The sequence below is a fragment of the Pantoea sp. GABEPS69 genome, assembly GCF_045780835.1.
Taxonomy (GTDB): domain Bacteria; phylum Pseudomonadota; class Gammaproteobacteria; order Enterobacterales; family Enterobacteriaceae; genus Pantoea; species Pantoea septica.
Window position 1 is genome coordinate 57,448 of record NZ_CP118622.1, and the last position, 21,522, is coordinate 78,969.

Genomic DNA, 21,522 nt, shown 5'->3' on the forward strand with positions numbered 1-21,522 from the left:
TATTACTTCACATCAAAACTGTAGTTACCGGTGCGCGGATGCGTATCGGAAGAGACAGCGCGCCATTCCACTTTATAGGTACCGGCGCCAAGAGGCTTAGCTGGTGTAATCACCATCGTTTTTGGATCGCTGCCTGCTGCTACTTTCGCGGCTACAGGCATGGGTGAATGAGAGGACATGCCCGGCATTGCCGTCATGACCAGGCGGGCACCTGAAAATTTCGTAACCAGGTTTTCTGTAAAGTGCAGTTCAACTTTCGCAGGAGCGGATACCTGCGACTTGTCTGCAGGAACAGAGGAGGCCAGCTCCGGGTGTGCCTGTGCAGTGAATGCGGCAAAAGAAGCAGCAACAGCGATGGCGTAAGTAGCAAAAGAATATTTCATAGTCATACCTGTCTTGTTGTTTATTAAGATTAACTACTTCAGAACCACACGCGGGCTCCGAGCAGGAAACGTACTTCGTTATCCTTTTCTCCCTCGCGGGCGGCCATGTCGGCGGTATTGCCGTACAGCTGATTCCATGAAACTCCGATATAGGGCGCAAATTCACGCCTCACTTCATAACGAAGCCGCAGCGAGAGTTCGGTATTAGACAGCCCTTTTCCGATCTCCCGGTCTTTATCATCTTTGCTGAAGACATTCGCCTCCAGTGATGGCTGCAGGATCAGCCTGTTGGTCAGCAACACGTCATATTCAGTCTCAAAACGCAAAGCCGTCCGACCCCTTTCACCGGCAAACGCGGTCAGCTCGGTTTCCAGGTTATAAAGCGGCATCCCCTGAAAACCGGCAGCAAGCCAGGTCTGCTGCCGGCCGGGCCTGAAATCCTGACGCGCACCGGCGACGACGTCCCACCACGGTGAGACTGCGTGTCCCCAGAGAGCCTGAACTTCGGCGCTTTCCGTTTTTCCTTTGCTGGTTTCACCTTCACTGCGTAACCAGAGGCGATCTATATCGCCACCAACCCAGCCGCTGACATCCCAGCTGAACCCGCCGGAATCATTGTTTTTTTGCCACTCCAGCTGGTCGGCCAGCACATACCAGTTAATGCTGCTGTCGTGCACTTTATGCCCGTGTACATCCGGAAATGCTGCCCGCCGATCGGCATCGGTCAATGCCGGAATCGGTGTGCGGCTCTCAGTCGGGGCGGCTGGCTGCATAGACTCCATGCCATCCATTCCGGACATACTTTCCATACCCGCCATGTTTCCCATTCCGGAGTGATCCATCCCGGTCATGTTTTCCATACCAGAATGATCCATGCCACTCATTTTTGAATGGTCCATGCCTTTCATGTCGTGCCCCTGCATACTGGGCATCGATGCAGAATCTGCGGCCCGTGCTGTGGATATATAACTGCCAGAAAATGCTGATAAAATCAGCAGGCTGGCTGCAGGGCAGGAAATGATTTTTTTCTTGTTAATGCGTTCAGAAACTGACATCAGAAGTACCTCACTCAATTACCCGGACTTCGCGGAACATGCCGGTTTCCATATGAAACAGCAGGTGACAGTGATAAGCCCAGCGGCCCAGCGCATCAGCGGTAACCCGATAACTGCGGCGGGTTCCCGGTGGCATATCAATGGTGTGCTTACGGACAAGGAAATTACCCTCCTCATCTTCCAGATCGCTCCACATGCCATGAAGATGAATCGGGTGAGTCATCATGGTGTCATTAACGAGTACGATACGGACTCGCTCGCCGTACCGGAGTGTGACGGGCTCTGAATCAGAAAATTTTATGCCGTTAAAAGACCAGGCAAATTTTTCCATGTGCCCGGTGAGGTGAAGTTCGATGGTACGTGACGGCTCTCGCCCGTCCGGGTCTTCGAACGTGCTTTTCAGATCGGCATATGTCAGGACCTTACGTCCGTTATTACGCAGCCCGATACCCGGATCGCTGAGTTTAGGAGTGGGCATCATGGCCTGCATATCGACCAGAGGATTACCGGTTTCAGAAGCCGGATGCTTTTGCATGTCACTCATTCCAGCCATACTGCTGTGATCCATGCCCGCCATGCTGCCGGCTGCAGCGGCAGGCATGCTGTTGCCATCCATGCCCTGCATTTCACCGCCATCCATGCCCTGCATCTGCCCTGCATCAGCCATGCTGCTGTGATCCATTGCGCCCATGCTTCCATGATCCATGCCTCCCATGCCCATATCATCCATGGTCAGCCAGGGCCGGGCGTCGACAGAGGGGACGGGGGCTGAAAGCCCCTCACGTGAGGCGAGCGTCCCCCGTGCATAACCGCTTCGGTCCATCGACTGTGCGAAAATGGTATAGGCATCCTGAGCCGGTTCAACGATGACATCATAAGTTTCAGCAACAGCAATGCGGAATTCATCTACGGCGACAGGGTTGACATACTGACCATCAGCGGCAACCACGGTCATCTTCAGGCCGGGGATCCGCACGTCGAAGTAAGTCATGGCAGAGCCGTTAATAAAGCGCAGGCGAATTTTTTCACCCTTACGGAAAAGACCAGTCCAGTTTTTTGCTGGCCCCTGACCGTTCATCAGGTAGGTGTACGTAGCTCCACTGACGTCGGCGAGGTCGGTCGGGTTCATTTTCATTTCAGCCCACATCTTGCGGTCCGCCAGCGTATTGCTGAGGCCTTTTTCCCGGGCATCCCTGAAGAACTCACGTGCGGTAGGTTTGGCAAAGTTGTAATAATCAGACTGTTTTTTAAGCTTTGCGAGAATGGCAGACGCATTTTCATCAGACCAGTCCGTCAGCATGACCACATGCTCCCGGTCATATGTAAACGGTTCCGGATCTGCAGCATCAATAATGATTGGTCCGTACACACCTTCCTGCTCCTGCAGACCGGAATGACTGTGATACCAGTAGGTTCCATTTTGCTTTACACGGAAGGAGTAGACGTAGGTGTTATCCGGCTCTATGCCGTGGAAGCTGAGACCCGGGACGCCATCCATGTTGGCAGGCAGGATAATGCCGTGCCAGTGTATGGAGGTAGGTTCATCGAGTCGGTTTCTGACGCGCAGCGTAACGGTATCTCCTTCTTTCCAGCGCAGCAGCGGGCCCGGTAAACCGGCATTAATTGTTTTGGCATAACGGGGGTTACCCGTGATATTGAGCGGAGTTTCTGCGATAAATAAATCAAATTCAGTTCCGGTCATGGTGCGTGCGCTCATCAGACTCACTGCTGAAAACGCATCAAAGGATCGCAGGCCAACTCCTCCGACAATCCCGGCAACTGTAATCCCTTTTATAAAGTCGCGGCGTGAACTATTTAGCGGCATGACTGTGCTCCGAAATAGGTACTTCAGTCAGAAAAACATCCTGATTCTGATGTGCCAGTACTGTCTGTGAAAGAATGTTTATATGAATAACTGCAAACTATCACAGCCAGGCTGAGCAGATGATTACAATCCTGTCATGTTGAAAGAAGCTGATTTAAATTACATTTCTGTCATATTTAACCTGCGCTTTCATTTTTACTCTACGATAGAAACCACTGAAGCAGTGATACACCACCTGGCTAAAAGCTGGTTTTTATTATTGAATGCGAAGGAGTCTTAAATGAAAAAATTTATCCTTGTTACAGCCGTAACCATGCTGACTGTTACATCGGCATGGGCGAATCAGGTGCCGGAAAAAAACGGTGAATGTGCCAGTATGAATTGCATGTCAATGTCTAAGTCCACGTCTGTGAATGAACATGAGCAGGCAATTATTGCACATGAAACTATGAACAATGCAAATTCTCCGGCACACCAGAGCATTATTGATATGCATCGCAAAATGCTGCAGCAGGGACAATAGCTTTCATCACCCTGTTATACAGGAGTGCCTTTGGTTCTCATGAGCTTTCAATTGTGTCCCGGATGTTGTGTGATTTACCCTCATTAATCATATGGTTGTTAAAACTTTCTGGCTGAGTTCAGCCGGCCCGTCTGACTGTGGCGGGCCTTCTTTTTCTATCTGACCAGTAGTATGAAAGACAGTGTTAATGATTTTTTATTATTTATTTAGAGGTTTAATTCTACTTTGACTTGATTGTTAATAAGGTTTTTCAATAAGAAGATAACTAATGCATTATGGATCCTTTTTTATGGCTACATTCAGTTTCTGTATATATCTCTCAATTATCGTCTTTTCATCACTTGTCATAGGCACTTCCTCCATATAACGTTTTACGGACGAGTTGCTTTTAATAAGTAAGCTTTTTGCACTATTTTTGGGAAGGTTGAAGTCGTATCCGGTACAAGTCATACGATGCGGGCAATTACTCCAGAAAGAATTTGTGCAATAAGAATCACCCAAATCATATTACATTGCCGGACTTGTAAGACTGAAGGTGTCAGGGGCATGGTCAATAAATACGCTAATCATATGTGATATTCGATCAACCCCAACTTCCGGATAATCGCTGGCGCTGCGCATCAGGTAGATTGAGTGTGTGGAAAGGCTGACCATATCACCAAGGTTGAGCCGCTTTTCCTCATAGTTCTGCGCCGGGTTCTGAAATGCCATTTATCCTTCCTTTATCAGCTTCTTGACGTAGATTTTAGCCTTCCGTGGCCTGTGACGCCTGCTCTTATCCCAGAATTACTGCGATTACTGCAGTCAGAATATGCAGCACGACTGGCAGCAGGAGACCGCCACAATGCCAGAGATCGCTACAGAAAAGGCTGAGCTGTGAGTAAATTTTCCTGACGTTATTTCCTTGAGGCGGGCGAGCAGTGCGCAGCCTGCCCCTGAATGCCGCTTTAGCGGCATAGAGGCGCCAGAAGCAGCCACATATTGCACAAGAGCTGCATGGCGCCGGTAGCACGGCGAAGCCGGTTCCGTTTTGATAGGTTTCACCGCTCCCATCCCTTGCCCTTGTATCTAAGATTATGTGGTGATTAGCTACCACCACTGAAGCAGAGCGAGCCCGCCCTTGTCCTTAAGGTCATTAACAGACTGAACGTTGTTTAGCAGCATCAGGCCCTCCGCTTCACCTTTCACGCCAGCACATCAGGTTGAACGGTTACCGGGAGCTCGACTCCGTATGTACAAGGCAAACAGGCGTGACGGTTTATGTGAGAGGAGCGAAACTATGTTTCCAGTGGGTGTAGACGTAAGCAAAAGCACGCTTGATCTGTGCATGCTTTATGACGGTATCAAAGGTCGCATCAAAACGCGCAATATCCGGAATGATCGGAGCGCAACAGATAACATAATTCGCTGGCTCAGGCTCCAGCACTGCGGTCCGCAGGACGTTCATTTGGTTATGGAAGCAACCGGTGTTTATCACGAGCGGCTGGCCACTGACTTATATGACGCAGGTTTCTGTGTGTCACTGGCTAACCCTCACCGTAGCAGAGAATTTGCCCGCGGCATGGGGATCATGACGAAAACGGACAAAGTCGATGCATACATGCTGGCCTGTTACGCACTCCTGAAAAAGCCACATCGCTGGAAGCCGCCGGCACCTGAAATCAGACATCTCAGTGCGCTCTTACGTCGCAGGGATGTGCTGCTGGGCGATGCCGTGCGTGAGGAGAATCGCCTGGAAAAATACCTGTCAACCTATACGCCTGCAGATGTCATCAGTTCCTGCATGCGCATGGCGCATCTGCTTCGTGAAGAGGTAGACAGCATCGAGCGACAAATCAAAGCGCACATCCAGGCTTGTCCTGACCTGAAGCGGGATTTCAGCCTGCTGACATCGATTAAGTCTGTCGGGCCGCAGCTGGGAATGCACATGCTGGTCGTGCTGCGCAGCTATAATATTGAGTCAGCTGAACAGGCTGCAGCTTTTCTGGGGGTGGTGCCTGTGGAGAAGCGTTCAGGCACGTCGGTACGCAATCGCTCCCGCATGTCGAAAATAGGCCCTCCTCAGTTAAGAGCAAAGCTTTATATGTCAGCCCTTTGCGGAAAAATTCACAATAAGCGGATGCGCAATATGTACAATGAGCTGTGCCTGCGAGGAAAGCCAAAAATGGTGGCCATTGGTGCCCTGATGAGAAAACTGGTGCACTGGTGTTACGGTGTACTGAAAACAGGTACCGCATTCTGTGACGAGATTTCAAATTCCCTGGTACATACCTGATGTCCGTCCAGATATTAAAGGCGTAGTTCATAGAACAGACACTATGAACAAGGCAAAGTCCGCTAAGAGCGAAAAGCGGACATTAAGCGATTACATCCTCCCGTGATTAACGCTCGGTTGTATTACAGAACTGGTTTGCAAAAAAGAATATGCAACGGGGGTGATATATATTCTTTTTCGAATATATAGTTGATCGCCAGTCTGTACGTAGCGATACTACCTGTTGCTTCATACACAGGAGTTGTCATGGTTCACCTAAACCCCCTTCAGCTTTTCAAAGCGTTGTCTGATGAAACCCGACTCAGTCTGGTGCTGCTACTGCGGGAAAAGGGGGAGCTTTGCGTCTGTGAACTCACATCCATTCTCAGGGAAGCCCAGCCAAAAATTTCCCGTCATCTTGCGTTGCTCAGAGACAGCGGCCTGCTTATCGACCGGCGTGATGGCAAATGGATTCATTACCGGCTGTCACCTCACATGCCTGCCTGGGCGGCAGCCGTCATTGAACAGGCTTATCTGTGTCAGCGGGATGACATTCTGCACCTCAGCCAGCAGGCTGAGCGGGACAACGCAATGACTAACGGTAAACCTGTCTGCATTTAAAAATTTGACCATACATATATGCTTTTACGTATATGTATTCATTGGGTCGTTGTGCCAGTTCTGACAGGCGCAGTTTTGAAGGAGGGTATATGTTTCTGGCGGGTGCAATTTTTATTTTGACGCTGGTGCTGGTTATCTGGCAGCCGAAAGGGCTCAGTATTGGCTGGAGTGCCCTTATCGGGGCTGCGCTGGCGCTGCTGACCGGCGTAGTGCATATCGGGGATATTCCGGCCGTCTGGCAGATTGTCTGGAACGCCACGGCCACGTTTATTGCGGTCATCATCATCAGCCTGCTGTTAGATGAGTCAGGATTTTTTGAGTGGGCGGCACTGCACGTTTCCCGCTGGGGAGGCGGCAGGGGCAGGCTGCTGTTCACGTATATTGTTCTGCTGGGTGCGGCGGTGGCGGCGCTGTTCGCTAATGACGGCGCGGCACTTATCCTGACGCCCATTGTTATCGCCATGCTGCTGGCGCTGGGCTTCAGCCCCGGGGCCACGCTGGCATTTGTGATGGCGGCTGGCTTTATCGCGGACACGTCCAGCCTGCCGCTCATCGTGTCGAACCTGGTCAACATCGTGACGGCGGATTTCTTTAAGCTGGGCTTCAGTGAGTATGCGTCAGTCATGGTGCCGGTGAATATTGCCTCCGTGGCGGCCACGCTTGTGATGCTGCATCTGTTTTTTCGCAAAGACATTCCGGCAACCTATGACCTGGTTAAGCTGAAAACGCCACGGGAAGCTATCCGTGACATGCGCACTTTTAAAACCGGGTGGCTGGTGCTGCTCCTGCTTCTGGCCGGCTTTTTTGGTCTGGAGCCGCTGGGCGTGCCGGTCAGTCTGGTCGCGGCGGTAGCCGCATTTATTCTCTGGCTGGTTGCGCGGAAAGGACACGCTATTGATACCCGGAAGGTGCTGAAGGGCGCGCCCTGGCAGATAGTCATCTTCTCGCTGGGCATGTATCTCGTTGTGTATGGCCTGCGCAACGCCGGACTTACGGATTATCTCTCTGCCATCCTGAACCGCTTTGCGGAGCACGGCGTCTGGGGTGCCACGCTGGGCACCGGTTTTCTGACGGCCTTCCTGTCATCGGTCATGAACAACATGCCTACCGTACTGGTTGGCGCGCTTTCCATTGACGGCAGTACCGCTCAGGGAGTGGTAAAGGAGGCGATGGTTTACGCCAACATCATCGGCTGCGATCTCGGTCCGAAAATCACCCCAATCGGCAGCCTGGCAACCCTGCTGTGGCTGCACGTTCTGGCGCAGAAAAACATCACCATCAGCTGGGGCTATTACTTTCGCGTGGGCATCGTAATGACCCTGCCGGTGCTTTTTGTGACGCTGGCGGCGCTGGTCCTGCGCCTGTCTGTTTAACCTTAACCCCGGGGCTGCGTCTGCGCAGCACCGTAACGGAGTACCGTTTATGACTGATATCACCATTTATCACAACCCGGCTTGCGGGACGTCCCGTAATACCCTGGCGCTTATCCGCAACAGTGGCGTGGAGCCTTCAGTGATTATGTATCTGGAGACGCCGCCGACGCGCGACGAGCTGCAAAAACTGATTGCGGATATGGGGATTAGCGTGCGCGCGTTGCTGCGCAAAAATACAGAGCCCTATGAGCAGCTGGGTCTGGCAGAGGACCGGTTCAGCGATGAAGAACTGCTGGATGCCATGCTGGCTCACCCCATCCTCATTAACCGTCCGGTAGTTGTGACGCCTCTCGGCACAAAGCTCTGTCGTCCGTCTGAAGCGGTTCTGGACATTCTGCCAGATCCGCAGCAGGGGCCTTTTACAAAAGAAGATGGCGAGCAGGTTATTGATGAGCACGGAAACCGTATCAGCCGCTGACCCCTGAGCATGCGCCTGACTGGACGGGACATACAAAAACAAAAGCCGGCAAAATGCCGGCTTTTTTCATATGCTGCGCTGGTTGACCCGCTCTGAAAGCTGCGCGGCGCTTTCTTTCCTTTCGCTGTAGCGATCGGTCAGATATTCACTCCGGCCGCGCGTCAGGAGGGTGAATTTCATCAGCTCCTCCATCACGTCAACGATGCGGTCGTAATACGGGGAAGGCTTCATGCGGCCGTCCTCCTCAAACTCGGCCCAGGCTTTTGCTACGGATGACTGGTTCGGGATGGTAATCATGCGCATCCAGCGGCCGAGGATGCGCATCTGGTTGACGGCATTAAACGACTGCGAGCCGCCGCTCACCTGCATGACGGCGAGAGTTTTTCCCTGCGACGGGCGAACCGCGCCGGACGTCAGGGGTATCCAGTCAATCTGCGCCTTCATGATGCCGGTCATGGCGCCGTGACGCTCAGGCGAGCACCAGACCATACCTTCTGACCAGAGAACCAGCTCACGCAGCTCGACAACTTTTGGGTGCGTCTCCGGGGCATCGTCAGGCAGCGGCAGGCCGGACGGGTTAAAAATTTTAACCTCTGCGCCCATCGCCGTCAGGAGCCGGGCGGCTTCCTCCGTCGCCAGCCGGCTGTAAGAGCGTTCTCGCAGCGAGCCGTAGAGCATCAGAATGCGAGGCGGGTGCGCCACTTCTGTGGCATGCAGTTTCTCTTCCGTCAGCGGCATGTCCAGAAGCGCGGGGTCAATGTTTTTCAGGGTATTGTTGATGTTGTTCACAATGAGGTCTCTTCGTGAGTCGTCGCGGGTGACAGGCCGCAGCTGCCGCCTGCGCAGCATTCTTCTGTCAAAAAGGCCATCAGCTGCTCAAGCTGCGCATAACACGGTCTGCAGAACAGAGTACGGCTCTGCCTTTCCTGGTTGATCAGGCCGGCGGATATCAGCGCAGAAAGATGATGGCTGAGCGTGGAGGCCGGAATGCCGAGGCGCTTCTGCAGTTCGCCGACCGGCAGGCCATTATGGCCCGCCTTAACCAGTTCCCGATAAATGCCCAGGCGCGTCGGGTGTCCTAATTCACGGAGTGCATTTGCTGCAGTATTTAAATCCATACTTCCTCCATAACTGTATTTCCAGAATAATGGAAATATATTTATGGAGTCAAACGGGCAAAATCTTTTTATTTGAGTAATTGTTAAAGCTGAACGTCTGTTTCTGGCATAACACGGATGCATGCGCAGGACAGCGTTCACTATGAGTGAAAAGAGAACATTGCCCGTCATCCGACGGGCAACACATTAAGCAGCTATTTACGCAATAAACGCAGGCCGTTTGCCACAACAAGCAGGCTTGCGCCCACGTCCGCAAACACGGCCATCCACATTGTGCCCATGCCTGCGATTGTCAGAGCCAGGAATACTGCCTTTATTCCAATTGCCATGACAATATTCTGAACCAGAACGTTGTAGGTCTGTCGGGATAGCCGGACAAAGGCAGGTATTTTCCGCAGGTCATCATCCATCAGCGCCACGTCGGCGGTTTCAATTGCAGTATCGGTTCCCATTGCGCCCATAGCGAAGCCAATATCCGCACGGGCCAGCGCCGGGGCATCATTGATGCCATCTCCGACCATGCCCGTAGTGCCCTGAGCAGCAAACGACTCTACAGCGCGGAGTTTGTCTTCCGGCAGCTGGTCGCCCCGGGCTTCATCTATACCGACCTGACTGGCGATCGCGCTGGCGGTGTGCGCATTGTCTCCCGTAAGCATGACCGTACTGACGCCGAGGCTGTGCAGCGCTTTTATCGCCTCCCGGCTGCTTTCTTTAACCGTATCAGCCACAGCAAACAGCCCGAGCACCTGCATTTTATCACTGAGTAAGACAACGGTTTTCCCCTGTGTTTCCAGCCGGGCAAGTGCCTCTTTTACAGCGGGCGGGCAGGCTAACGTTTCTTCCGTCAGCCTCAGGTTTCCAAGGTTGTAAGTTTTTCCGTTGATCACTCCTCGGACGCCGCGCCCGGCCAGAGCTTCAAAACTGTCCACGGTATAACGTTGTGTACCTTTTGCCGCCGCCGCCACGGCCTGCGATACCGGGTGATCGGAATAACCCGCCAGGCTGGCAGCCAGCGCACGCCCTTCGCTTTCCGTGACACCGGCATAAATCACCACATCTGTCTGTACCGGCTTCCCGTGAGTAAGCGTACCGGTCTTGTCGAGCGCCAGCCATTTAAGCCGGCGGCCTTCCTCCAGGTAAACACCGCCTTTAATCAGGATCCCTCTGCGAGCTGCAGACGTCAGACCGCTGACAATAGTCACCGGTGTGGAAATCACGAGCGCGCACGGACAGGCAATAACCAGCATGACCAGCGCCTTATAAATCCATTCCTGCCAGCTTCCTCCGCCAGTCAAAGGCGGAAGAACCGCAACCGCAACCGCAATGATAAATACGACGGGCGTATAGATACGTGAAAAGCGGTCGACAAAGCGTTGTGTGGGGGCTTTTGCTCCCTGAGCTTCCTCTACGGCATGAATGATTCGCGCCAGCGTGGTGTTCCCGGCAGCAGCCGTCACCCGATATTCAAAGCCGCCCGAGCCGTTAACCGTGCCGGCAAATACAGGATCGCCTTCACCTTTATCTACCGGCAGACTTTCTCCGGTAATGGGTGCCTGATTAATGGCGGTGCGGCCCCGGGTTACAATGCCATCCAGCGCAATACGCTCGCCGGGCCTGACCCTGACCACGCTGTCCAGAGAAACAGATTTTGCATCAGTTTCTTTCCAGGAACCGTCCTGCTGCTGAACCGTAGCCGTATCTGGCGTCAGCTTCATCAGGGAGCCTATAGCATTACGGGCGCGATCAAGAGACTTTGCCTCAATCAGCTCTGCTATCGTGAACAGCACCATCACCATAGCGGCTTCCGGCCACTGCCCGAGCGCCAGCGCACCGGTCACAGCAATACTCATCAGAGCATTGATGTTCAGATTGCCGTTACGCAGTGCTATCCAGCCTTTCTTGTAGGTAGTCAGGCCGCAGGCTGACACGGCAATCAGAGCCAGCGCAGCCTCGACCCACTCAGGCATGCCGACCCAGTGCATGGCCTCAGCGGCTATCGCCGCTGCGCCAGCCAGCGCCAGCGGCCACCAGGATTTTTTCTTTTCTTCCTTTACTGCATGCTGGCCACTGCTGTCAGGAAGTTCAGGTTCAAAGCCCAGTGAGCGAATGGCCACCAGAACCGGATCCAGCGCATCAGGAGTATGGACTACCGTCAGCACACGTTGCATCAGATTAAAGTCAAGCTCTTTGACCTCAGGCATGCCGTCCAGTTTTTTACGGATCAGGCCTTCTTCCACGGGACAGTCCATCTGCATAATCCGGATACTGGTACGCACCCCTTCAGCAGTAGTCTGCTGCGTCTGCAGCTCACTAAAAGTGACCGGGGACGGAGTACAGCAGGAAGCGGTCGTGCCTGATGGCTGACTGCCTGAACAAGAGCTCTTCTGACCAGCGGATTTTTCGCCCGTCAGTTGCGGATCAAATCCCAGCGAGCGTACAGCCTCAAGTACCGGTTCAAGAGCACGGGCCGCGTGAGTAACAGTAAGCGTCCGCTGCATAAGGTTAAATTCCAGATGTTTTACAGCAGACAGAGGCCCTAGTTTCTTACGGATCAGGGTCTCCTCTGTAGGACAGTCCATCTGCATAATGCGCAGGCGTGTCTGAATATCATTCCCGGCAGCATCTCTGGCTGAAGGGTTTATCGCTTCTGACGCGCAACAGCCAGTACCGCTGCAACATTCAGTGGCAGCGTCGTGTTCTGGCCTGCCTTCCTTCGCCGGAATATCGGAATTTACGACGTCCATATCTTTTACAGGCGAGTTTTTACCGGATGCGGTCGTTCCGCATTTACTGTTACTGCAGCAGTCACTCATGTTTTTATCCTGTTCATCGCTTATAGTGGCATTAAAGACCCTGAAGCAACTACAGGGTCAAGCATGAGTGAGGTGAAATATGAAAATTGGCGAACTCGCACGGCAGGCAGGGTGCCAGGTTGAAACCGTACGTTATTACGAACGGGAAGGATTATTACAGCCTGCAATACGCGACCAGACAAACAACTACCGGCATTATGACAGCACGCATCTGGAGCGACTGATGTTTATCCGTCGCTGCCGGGCGCTTGATATGACGCATGGTGAAATCCGGGTATTGCTGCAGGCGCGCAGTCAGCCAGATGCAGACTGCGGAACGGTGAACGCTCTGATAGATGAGCATCTTCATCATGTTCAGGCCCGGATTTGCGAGCTGAATATGCTGGAAAACCAGTTGAATGAGCTTCGGAGTCACTGCAACGCAAATCGGGCGACTCGCGACTGCGGCATTCTGCGTGAGCTGGAGCAGACTGAAGAGCCGGAATATGTGTCGCCAGTGATCACACCGGGCCACCTTGCAGGGAGCCATTCTCATTGATCTCTAAAAACTCCGCTCAAAAAAGCGTCTTAATCAAAAGTAAACGTCCGCTTTTGGCACAAAGCGGATATTGGCTTGAGAAGCACATACAGGCTGGCGAGCAGTGCGTAGCCAGCCCTTAAATGCCGCGAAGCGGCATGAAGGCGCCAGAAGCAGTTGCATATTGCACAAGAGCTGGACGGCGCTGGTAGCCCGGCGAAGCCGGTTCCGTTTTGATAGGTTTCACCAAACCCATCCCTTGCCCTGCTAAGCCAAACCTGCTAAACGCGATGTAAAGCCCCTGTGCGCCGTCGGAGTGGTCACGACAAGGCGTAGCCGCAGTCGGGGCGTATCTCCGCGTTAGCGGGCCGTCAGGGCCGCTTACGGGCGTGTTATCCGGTGCTGAAGCGATGAGACCAACAGCGGCACCTTCTCTAGTTACATCATTCATCTATAAAAGCGACTCCATCCCGGCCTCTGGCCGGGGCGGCGGCGCTTTTCAGGGTGGGAGCCCCTCGATGCTGATATGCGCACTGCGATCATGATGTCAGGTGATTGGTTTGTTGTAACTACGGAGACTGCCCGGCGCTTGCGACGGGTGCTACCTCTGACGCGAAGCGTCTGACCCGAACCGGCGCGGACCATGGTCCGCTGCAAGGGCGGGCATTATTCACATGTCCACAGGACGTGTGGTGAATAGGTTTTATATTTAAAGGTAAGTAATAACTGATGTTTAAAAGAAAGTAGATCGGGGTTTTAAAGGAAACATCGAGGTTTGTAAAAATACCGTCCAGTGGTTAAGAAGCTGTCTGGACAGAAGTTTATAGAGTAACCCTCTTGTGGTTAATGTGGATAACTCAAAAACGAACCGGCCAGCGTCTGCCGGCAGCGAAACGGGTGAAAATGTGTGCGCGCGATCGCAGAAATGGTGTACGTGCAACCGACTGATTTGGATCTTTTTTAGTCGAGCAGATTACTGCAGACGTGCGAAGGCCTCCGGCGCAAACCGGATAGCTGAAGTCAGGGAGGAAGACATGTGAAAACGGCCGCAGCGGCCGGATAGCAGGCAGGGCGAAGCCGGCGCAGATGCGCCAGGCCGATCAGGGTACTGCAACGTCAGGACGTCAGACCGTGACCAGCAGATCGTCGTCGAGTCGAGAGTATTTGCCGCGGGAGAGCTTCATGCGCTCTGACACCCGGCGCTCTATCTCTGCGCGTACTGCATCGAGGCCACCAAAGAAGCGACCGTTGCGGATTTCTTTCTGCAGCTGCAGGCGAACCAGCTGCTCGATGTCCTTACGCGAGCGAGGTGCATCCTTCTTCGCGCGGTGGCGCTTCAGGCCATGTTCGCGGCGCGACTTCTGATATTCACGGAAGCGTTCGCGGACAAAAGACCAGGCGGCGCTGATGAGCTCGCCGGCGTCGGCCAGCGGCTGGCCCTTCTTCTCCCGCTGACGATTTTCCCATTCCACGCGGCTGCGGCGCGCGGCTGCAACGGCCTCTTCTGATACGTCCAGCACCTGCCACATCAGCGGCGTAAAGGTAATATCAGTCGGGATATTGCAGCCAATCTCTTTATCGTATTCGGTGTTATAAGTGAGGAGCTTCAGCTGGGCCATAAACTGCACGGCGCCCGTGAAGCGGGTGATCGAGAGACGTTTTTTCTCTGTGGCCAGCCCGCAGCGAATGCTCATTGTCGTGAGCGACGCGCCTACACGGTTAGCCAGGGGATTGTAATAATGGCAGAGCGCCTGCAGCGCGGCTTCAAGCGCGCGAATCCTAAGTACAGGTGGCCGACGCTTACGCGATCCGTGAGCAATTTCCATCGCAACGAGCGCCTGGAACTCAACGCGCTGCGTAAAGCCAGCCGCCTTCTCCCGGATTTTTTCGCAGAACGGCAGAGTTTTCTTACCCGGCTCCGGGATAAATTCCGGATTGGGATTCTTAACCTGCTGATAAAATGTTGTGGCTTCAGTAAGTTGCTTAATCACGCCTTTCTGCGCTTATGTTGCACAGAAGGAGTAAGCTCAGAAGGTATTGCAGTTTTCCGGGCATAAAACTATACTCCCCGCATAGAGCAACAGCTTCTATGCAGTTTCTAGGGCCCCGTTAGTCTTCTCCTGAGTCGCCAAACTGAGGAAGATTATCGGGGTTTTCTTTTTTCTGGCTCTTAACAATCGGTCAGAACCAGCTCCTTGCCACCTTGCGGCGTGGCCGACCAAAATTCTTTACGATCTGCAATCTATCACTTCAGCTGACATACGACAAGAAGGTAATACCATTACCTATTTATCTTTGTCATTAAATGCCTGCTGCAGGAGACGTTCAATATACTCTGCCTGAGTCACGCCTTCCTTCTCGCACTCTGCCATTAGCCTGTCCTTAATCGGACTATGCACAAAAATCTTGAGTTCCTTGTGCGTTAGTTTTTTTCTGGCCACAGCAGCCTGCTGCTTTTCTGCAGCGCTTAAAGGATTACCCTTACGATACGGACGCTTGGACCCTGCTGAGGAAGTGACTGCGTTAACTGACTGCGACATCTCTGCCTCCTCCACTAAATTCAGATCGAATTTGGCAGAGAATACTACAGATCGCTGGAATCAGCGACTTAACTTTATGCGAGGTGTGAGCAGCGTTGGCGCGCTGCTCAAATTCCATGTGAAGAGTGAAGGTGAATGGCTGTTAGTAAGCAGATTTCCAGTCTGAGCCTCCCTCCCAGCGTGACTGCCAGTGCGTCAGGTAAGTTTGCGCCAGTGCCGGCACACCTCGCACGACCAGCGCGTTCTCTGAGTTGGATTCTGCAGCGCTGCGGGTGTAGTTGAACGAGCCGAGCTCGACGTTCTGGCCGTCAGTGATAATGACTTTGTCGTGCATGATTTTGTACTGGCTGTTGGTGCGCAACGGGATGCCAGCGTTCACCACCACATTCATCGCAGCCTGGCTTGCCTTGCTGCGGTTCCCCTTGTCATCGACTACCACCCTGACGTCTACGCCGCGCTGTCTGGCTGCGACCAGGGATTTAACGATCTCGGGTGAAGTGAAGCTGTAGCCCATCAGCCGGATGCTCTCTCGGGCACCGTCCAGCGTGCGCAGTACCAGCTGCTGTGCGCTTCCTTCCGGAGAAAACCCGACGTCAAGGGATGGAGTGTCTGCGGATGCTGCTGCAGAAAAAGTCAGGCATACCGCAATCGCGATTGTCGCTTGAGTAAGTTTCATGTTTGCTCTCTTTTCACCGCTGGCAGGACGCCAGCAGCATGTTGCAGGTAAAAAATGATGAGGGATAAACGGGCGCTTTATGTTCTGCTGTTGTCTGTTGAAAGGGGTTTTATCGGCACGTAGTTCTGAGCGGCTTCGTTGATAGCTTCAGGTGAGGCACCCATCAGGCGCGGCTCGCGCAGGCGCACCTGGTAGCCCCGGCCGCGCGCCGGCAGGCTGGCCAGCGTCATGCGCCAGAGAATGGCAGAGCGTACTGCTGCTGACGGTGACTGTTTCCAGCTGAACGTACATTCGAGGTCAAACTCGCAGACGCCGGCAAGGGCGGGATCGGTCAGCACCAGTTTACTGGTATCCTGCCCACGCGGAGCGGCGTCCAGCACGCGCAGAATGCCCTGAACCTTGTCGGCGCGCACGTAGCTACGGCGCTGACGATACGGCATGGTGGCCAGCAGTTTCTCTTTAGAAGGGGGAGTAACTTCTAGAAAGCGGTTAATCCGGACAGCCTCTTTCGTGAATTTGTCGGCATCCTTGACGTAAAGAGAGCTGCCGCGAATGACCTGCCCGCGGAACAACGTCACGTTTTCCCCTTCCTGCAGCGCCTGCACCTCTTCGACGTCGACCTTTTTCTTTTCGGTCACCTGCAGCCGCGTGTCATCGCTCCATCCGCTGCCAAGTATGCTGCCCTGCTGCACCATCGCGCTCATGTGGGCGCGGTATTCGGTGCCAGCCATCAGCTGCAGGATCTCAAGAGTGTCTTTTGGGTCCATGATTTTGCCGGTAAAACGTACGCCCATGTTGGCAATCAGGGTCCATACCGCGTCCCCCGCCGCCGTCTTCAGGCGCTGGACCTCCTGACCGGCCAGCAGAAGACAGTAGCCCAGCGAGCGGACCTGTGTTGCCAGCTCACCCAGCTTCTCGCTATAGCCTGCGCCAACTTCATCGATTATCCAGAGAAGCGGAAACCGGTCCTTAAACTTCCGCACCTTCATGTTGTCCTGCGGGCGCCCTTCTATCTTCTCGCCAAGATCCTGGCTAAGGATCATGGCCAACTGGGACTGGTAAAGGCGGCCCAGCGTGCTGCTCTCGGTCGCTGAAAGCTCAAGCGCCGGCACCAGCACAATCATGATGCGATCGTTATGCACCACGTCGCGCAGGTCTATATCGCCCGCGTCATGTGCAAACACGTGCCCGTAGGTGTCATTGAACAGGCTGAGCATGCGCGTGTACTGCTGCATCAGATAACCATGCTGCCGGTTAGCCTCCGGATCCCATTCCGACGGCGTGGTCACCTTGTCCATATCGAAACCCGCCAGGGTGCTGAGGTAGTTTTCCAGCGCAATACGGATTTCCTCATGCCATTGCTCTTCAACCGCCTGCACGTAAAGGCCAGCGATTTTGCGCAGCGGCAGGTGTGCCTGGATGGTGCGCTGGGACATTACCGTTCCCTCGCGTCGACACTTATAAACCAGCGCGGTCACCAGCGCCTGGTTCATCGAGCGGGCCTTTTCCTGCCAGTCGCCACCGCTGCTGCCGGTTTTCGGCAGCATCGAGTCCATCAGGTTAATGGTGTAAGTTTCCTGGGCGATACCGAACACACTGGTGGTATTCGTCTGTGGCCGGCCTTTTTTATCCTCCAGTAACTCCTGCGCCTGGGAGCGCCCGCCGGTGATAAAGTTCATTATGCGCAGGTCATCCTCGCGCCCAAACCGGCGGGCCATGGACATCATGGCTAAAGCCACATCGTTCTGCGCCTTATGGTCAGAGAAAATCAGGCCTTTTCCCCAGCACAGTGCGTTGAACACCCAGCCCAGCAGCGTTTCCGTTTTGCCGGCGCCCGTCGTACCGAACATCAGCACGTGACGCGTCAGATCGTCCATCGAGAGCCACAGCTCTCGCCCGGCATCCCTGCCGCGCAGGTAGCCGGCGTAAAGAATGCCCGCTGCGCGGTCGGTGTGAATGCGGACGGTCGCGATCGGCAGGAAGCCCAGCACCTTTGCCGGCACCTGCCGTTCCGTCGACGGATCGTCCCGGTTCATGTCTGTCGGCATGCGCATGGGCATCTTCCAGCGCCCGGCCGGCGCCACGACCGCAGACCAGAACAGCAGCACGGGCAGGCTCAGGAGCAGCGTAGCGGGCCAGACGATGCCGGCGCCCACGGCGGCCAGCATCCCCCAGGGCAGCGTTCCGGTGTCCGCCAGCGCGTCCGTGAGCCAGGAGCGGCCAACGTGCCGGTTTACGCGCGCATTGTCGAGCGGAGAGTTACTGTCCGACATTAACACCTCCGTTTAAGAACGCCTCCAGCGCCGCCGGCGAGCTCAGCACGCTCTGCGGCACGTAGCGACCGTCGTCAGAAATTGTCCAGGGCGTGCCAGGAAGACGCCAGGCCCGGAATGCCACTTCGTTGACGCCAATCGCCCCGCGCGCGTTTTCTGCCTGCGTTTCGTCCATGGCTGGGGCACCCGGTGCGGCGCCGGGGACGCTTACGCCGGCATCTGCGTCAAACAGCTGTTTCCACGCTGCGGCGCGCTGGGTTTCCGGCATCGCCATCACTGGCGTGAGTGACTTCAGCGATGAGTCTCGCCCTTCAATGGTGACCGGGAAGATCACCACGTTCACCCTGCCTGCAGCAGTTTCAAAGTGACGTTCCATCCGCTGGCAGTTCGCACACTCAGGATCGGCGAACACATAGAGCGTTCGCTCATGCCCGGTTGAGAGCGGCACAGTGAAGATTCCCTTTTCTGCGGCACTTTTCAGCTTCGCCGGCAGCTGGGAACGAACGTTCAGCGGCAGATCCCAGCCGTCTGCAGGCCCTGTCGAGACGGCATTCTGTGGGGCATTATTTTGCTGTGACACCTCTCTGACCTGGCTGGCTGCCGGCGGGCTGAAATAAGCCGGCACGTTTAAGGCAGCTGAACGTGCCTGCTGGCCACGGTCGTCCTGCTTTAGCGCAGTGAGCGGCGAGATCGCAAACCAGCCAGCCGTTATGATCGCGATTGCGCCTGCGAGCATGGAAAGGCGGCGCCTGACCGTACAGCGGTGTTCGCGGGCATAAAGCACATCAGTCAGGCATGCCAGCAGTTCCTTTGCGTCATTGCCGCGGTAGAGCGGGGTCAGCGCGTCATGAGCGTTTTGTGCGTACAGTCCGTCACTGTGAAGGACGAACCAGGGCTGCGCCTTCAGTGGGAGGGTGAAAAGCGGGCTTACAACCCGGCTGGCGGTCAGTAACCCGCCGGTGATGCTTACATTAAAGGAGCCGTTTCTGGAGGTAAATTCCATGGTCTTCATCCTGTCTCAGCGCACGCCGGCGCCTTCAGATAATTCATCGTCACCCTGATCGGGCATGAAAAGTGCGTCAGGGAATGGCATTTCGCGTTCCTGCTTCGCATGCTTTGCTCGTACCTCGCGCGGATATACAAGGCCCAGCGGCTCAAGCTCAAGCTGCAGCCCTGTTACCGCCTCATCGGTCATCAGCGCTGGGCGCGGCAGGCCCATGCGAGCGGCCAGCTGCTCCGCGCGCGCCTGCGCCACGATCCCCGCCCCTTCCACGAAAACCTTGGCGACGTCGGCGGTGTGTAGCCCGTACCACAGCGTACGGTCAAAACCTTTTAGCCAGCGGAAACGCGCCGGCGGCAGACGCAGATCGCGGCCGTAGAGGCCGACCAGTGCCGAACGCACGCTACCGTGCGCGGCCAGCCATTCGCTGGCGCCAGGACTGGCCAGCACGTGGGCCACGTGTGCCTCGGCCAGTTGCCAGTTAGGTACGCTTCCGAATACCGGTGCCTTAAACGGCCGGCGGGTCATGCAGGAGCGGTTGAGGTCGTCCAGTAGTCGGGTTGCCGCTTTACGATCGTCGCTGAACACCTGCAGGCCAAAAACGGCCAGCAGCGCGCGCTCATAGGGCTGCCACTGGTCAGGTGACGTCATTGCCGGGCCGACCTGTGCATTAAACAGGGCCTTCGCTGCATCGCGATCGAGCTCGCGCCGCTTAATCAGTCCGTGCTGTTCCGCAAACTCCTCGGGCGTCAGCGCCCAGGCATTTTCCGGCGAGGTGTCATTCATCAGCCCGTCGCCGCGATGCCCGGACAGCACGGGAATAACGGATGGCGCGAAGGTGGCCATGACGCGGGGCAGTGAGTGAATATCGATAGCGCGCCGGCTGCGAAAGCCCAGCGCCGGGTGATTCGCCAGCGCCAAGCTGGTCACGGTGATCAGCGGCACCATCGGCACGAACAGAATGCCGGCCGTGGCATTCATCACATCCCGCCATTCGCTGAACCCGACAGACTCTGCGCCGTTGCCGGTAGCGGCCAGCAGGTTGATACGCTCTGCGGCATAGCGGTGGATTTGTGGAAAGTCAGCGATGCGCCATAGCCAGTACAGAAACCAGCAGCTCCAGCGCACAAAATCAGCAAAATAGAGCCAGCACAGCACCGCCGTCAGGCATAAGGTGACCATCACCATGGCCGGCTCGTTGTTGCCGGCGGCGTTAGGGTTATAGGAATGCATGTGAGATGTTCCGGAAGTACAGGGAGCGCGGACGGCCCGCCAGCCTGCAGATAAGAAAACACCGGCGCGTGGCCGGTGTCAGAGGAGAAGCGTCAGGATGTCAGGATAATTCAGCTAACCTGAGGAACCACCACGTTGTGCTCGAACTCAACAAAGCGGCTCTGGATATTTACGTGCAGGGGCCAAGGCTCTTTCGGGAAGGCCTCTGAGTAACTGTTGTGACTCATCGCGCCCATTGTATTAAAGAGCTCTTTGGCAACGATTGGATGAGCGTTGATACTCAGCACCGGCACCTCAGGGTTTTTCGTGTTCAGGCGCAGCGTGCCACCTTCGAGCTCCCTGTCTGTCCAGTCGCGCATAGTGAGACCAATCACGTTAATAAGGCCTTTTTTCACTATATGGATGTACAGAATGTTGCCGCTTTTGGTATCGATACCCAAATACTTACCGCGACCCGCATCCATCACCTGATGATGCTTTTGAGGGCTGAAACGTTCAGCGCTGCTCAGCATTGAGACCATCGTTTTAAGCTGACGACGACGGCGAATAACGCTCAAGCGACGATAACCTAACGGAAGAATAATCCCCATCCATACAAGGAAGAAAAAATAAGCCATGTTAGGGTCATGTCCGCCGGGTTCATTCCCGGAGTAAATGATTATGCTTGCCAGTGCAAGAAATGCTAGGAAAGGAAGTGCCAAAAAATAATAAACCAACCGTGTAAAGGCCCAGATAACATCAACCCGATTTTCATGGCGTTGCACTAATTTCATGGCATCCTCCTGCCTTCTTTTCTCTGATTAAATTATACGCTTACCTGCAATTAAGGCCAGGTATAAA

General features: G+C 54.7%; 21 protein-coding genes. 6 read left to right on the top strand and 15 right to left on the bottom strand.

Annotated elements, in window-relative coordinates:
• Window positions 1–2 precede the first annotated feature (2 nt).
• From copC to PVE98_RS24110, 3 genes are all read right to left on the bottom strand, one after another.
• Window positions 3–383: a copper homeostasis periplasmic binding protein CopC gene (copC, locus tag PVE98_RS24100; RefSeq protein WP_075203224.1), complete on the bottom strand. Its 381-nt coding sequence runs from the start codon at window positions 381–383 to the stop codon at window positions 3–5.
• A gap of 38 nt (window positions 384–421) precedes the next feature.
• Window positions 422–1,315 (bottom strand): copper resistance protein B, encoded by an 894-nt coding sequence (locus tag PVE98_RS24105; protein WP_126690499.1) that lies wholly within the window; start codon window positions 1,313–1,315, stop codon window positions 422–424.
• 133 nt (window positions 1,316–1,448) lie between these two features.
• Window positions 1,449–3,263, bottom strand: a complete 1,815-nt coding sequence (locus PVE98_RS24110) for a copper resistance system multicopper oxidase (RefSeq protein WP_048785343.1) — start codon at window positions 3,261–3,263, stop codon at window positions 1,449–1,451.
• Between the two features lie 280 nt (window positions 3,264–3,543).
• Between PVE98_RS24110 and PVE98_RS24115 the strand changes: the two genes are divergently transcribed.
• Complete coding sequence (locus tag PVE98_RS24115) at window positions 3,544–3,786, top strand: hypothetical protein (RefSeq protein WP_048785345.1); 243 nt, start codon at window positions 3,544–3,546, stop codon at window positions 3,784–3,786.
• Window positions 3,787–4,293: 507 nt separating this feature from the next.
• Here the strand turns inward: PVE98_RS24115 and PVE98_RS24120 are convergent.
• On the bottom strand, window positions 4,294–4,497 hold the full coding sequence (locus tag PVE98_RS24120; protein WP_048785347.1) for a hypothetical protein: 204 nt from the start codon (window positions 4,495–4,497) through the stop codon (window positions 4,294–4,296).
• 568 nt (window positions 4,498–5,065) lie between these two features.
• On the opposite strand from PVE98_RS24120, the gene PVE98_RS24125 reads away from it, so the two are divergent.
• From PVE98_RS24125 to arsC, 4 genes are all read left to right on the top strand, one after another.
• The gene (locus tag PVE98_RS24125; RefSeq protein WP_048781208.1) at window positions 5,066–6,061 is read left to right on the top strand and encodes an IS110 family transposase; all 996 of its coding nucleotides are present in this window, start codon (window positions 5,066–5,068) and stop codon (window positions 6,059–6,061) included.
• 246 nt (window positions 6,062–6,307) lie between these two features.
• Window positions 6,308–6,661, top strand: a complete 354-nt coding sequence (locus tag PVE98_RS24130; protein WP_048781207.1) for a metalloregulator ArsR/SmtB family transcription factor — start codon at window positions 6,308–6,310, stop codon at window positions 6,659–6,661.
• Between the two features lie 89 nt (window positions 6,662–6,750).
• Window positions 6,751–8,034 carry an arsenic transporter gene (locus PVE98_RS24135; protein ID WP_048781206.1) on the top strand — a complete coding sequence of 428 codons (1,284 nt, stop codon included), beginning with the start codon at window positions 6,751–6,753 and terminating at the stop codon, window positions 8,032–8,034.
• Window positions 8,035–8,083: 49 nt separating this feature from the next.
• Window positions 8,084–8,512, top strand: a complete 429-nt coding sequence (gene arsC, locus PVE98_RS24140; RefSeq protein WP_048781205.1) for a glutaredoxin-dependent arsenate reductase — start codon at window positions 8,084–8,086, stop codon at window positions 8,510–8,512.
• 66 nt (window positions 8,513–8,578) lie between these two features.
• Here arsC and arsH read toward each other — a convergent pair whose 3' ends face one another.
• From arsH to PVE98_RS24155, 3 genes are all read right to left on the bottom strand, one after another.
• On the bottom strand, window positions 8,579–9,301 hold the full coding sequence (gene arsH, locus PVE98_RS24145; RefSeq protein WP_075203156.1) for an arsenical resistance protein ArsH: 723 nt from the start codon (window positions 9,299–9,301) through the stop codon (window positions 8,579–8,581).
• Window positions 9,298–9,630: a helix-turn-helix transcriptional regulator gene (locus tag PVE98_RS24150; protein ID WP_048781204.1), complete on the bottom strand. Its 333-nt coding sequence runs from the start codon at window positions 9,628–9,630 to the stop codon at window positions 9,298–9,300. The genes arsH and PVE98_RS24150 overlap by 4 nt, the downstream gene beginning before the upstream one ends.
• 194 nt (window positions 9,631–9,824) lie before the next feature.
• The gene (locus PVE98_RS24155; RefSeq protein ID WP_075203155.1) at window positions 9,825–12,215 is read right to left on the bottom strand and encodes a heavy metal translocating P-type ATPase; all 2,391 of its coding nucleotides are present in this window, start codon (window positions 12,213–12,215) and stop codon (window positions 9,825–9,827) included.
• Window positions 12,216–12,522: 307 nt separating this feature from the next.
• Here PVE98_RS24155 and cadR point away from each other — a divergent pair, with 307 nt between their 5' ends.
• Window positions 12,523–12,981 (top strand): Cd(II)/Pb(II)-responsive transcriptional regulator, encoded by a 459-nt coding sequence (gene cadR / locus PVE98_RS24160; RefSeq protein WP_075203154.1) that lies wholly within the window; start codon window positions 12,523–12,525, stop codon window positions 12,979–12,981.
• A 1,103-nt stretch (window positions 12,982–14,084) separates the two neighbouring features.
• Here the strand turns inward: cadR and repA are convergent.
• From repA to excA, 8 genes are all read right to left on the bottom strand, one after another.
• The gene (gene repA, locus PVE98_RS24165) at window positions 14,085–14,951 is read right to left on the bottom strand and encodes a plasmid replication initiator RepA (protein ID WP_313052595.1); all 867 of its coding nucleotides are present in this window, start codon (window positions 14,949–14,951) and stop codon (window positions 14,085–14,087) included.
• A complete protein-coding gene (gene tap, locus PVE98_RS24170) occupies window positions 14,944–15,015 on the bottom strand; it encodes a RepA leader peptide Tap (RefSeq protein WP_353735420.1) in 72 nt (23 codons plus the stop codon). The genes repA and tap overlap by 8 nt, the downstream gene beginning before the upstream one ends.
• Before the next feature lie 230 nt (window positions 15,016–15,245).
• Window positions 15,246–15,500, bottom strand: a complete 255-nt coding sequence (locus PVE98_RS24175) for a replication regulatory protein RepA (RefSeq protein WP_276740329.1) — start codon at window positions 15,498–15,500, stop codon at window positions 15,246–15,248.
• A 142-nt stretch (window positions 15,501–15,642) separates the two neighbouring features.
• Window positions 15,643–16,176 (bottom strand): phospholipase D family protein, encoded by a 534-nt coding sequence (locus PVE98_RS24180; RefSeq protein WP_313052594.1) that lies wholly within the window; start codon window positions 16,174–16,176, stop codon window positions 15,643–15,645.
• Between the two features lie 77 nt (window positions 16,177–16,253).
• Window positions 16,254–18,449 (bottom strand): F-type conjugative transfer protein TrbC, encoded by a 2,196-nt coding sequence (gene trbC, locus PVE98_RS24185; RefSeq protein ID WP_276740361.1) that lies wholly within the window; start codon window positions 18,447–18,449, stop codon window positions 16,254–16,256.
• Complete coding sequence (locus tag PVE98_RS24190) at window positions 18,436–19,452, bottom strand: thioredoxin fold domain-containing protein (RefSeq protein ID WP_276740367.1); 1,017 nt, start codon at window positions 19,450–19,452, stop codon at window positions 18,436–18,438. Before PVE98_RS24190 ends, trbC begins: the two co-directional genes overlap by 14 nt.
• Window positions 19,453–19,467: 15 nt before the next feature.
• Window positions 19,468–20,682, bottom strand: a complete 1,215-nt coding sequence (locus PVE98_RS24195) for a conjugal transfer protein (protein WP_276740375.1) — start codon at window positions 20,680–20,682, stop codon at window positions 19,468–19,470.
• Between the two features lie 110 nt (window positions 20,683–20,792).
• Window positions 20,793–21,455, bottom strand: a complete 663-nt coding sequence (gene excA, locus PVE98_RS24200; RefSeq protein WP_276740384.1) for a plasmid IncI1-type surface exclusion protein ExcA — start codon at window positions 21,453–21,455, stop codon at window positions 20,793–20,795.
• Window positions 21,456–21,522 lie beyond the last annotated feature (67 nt).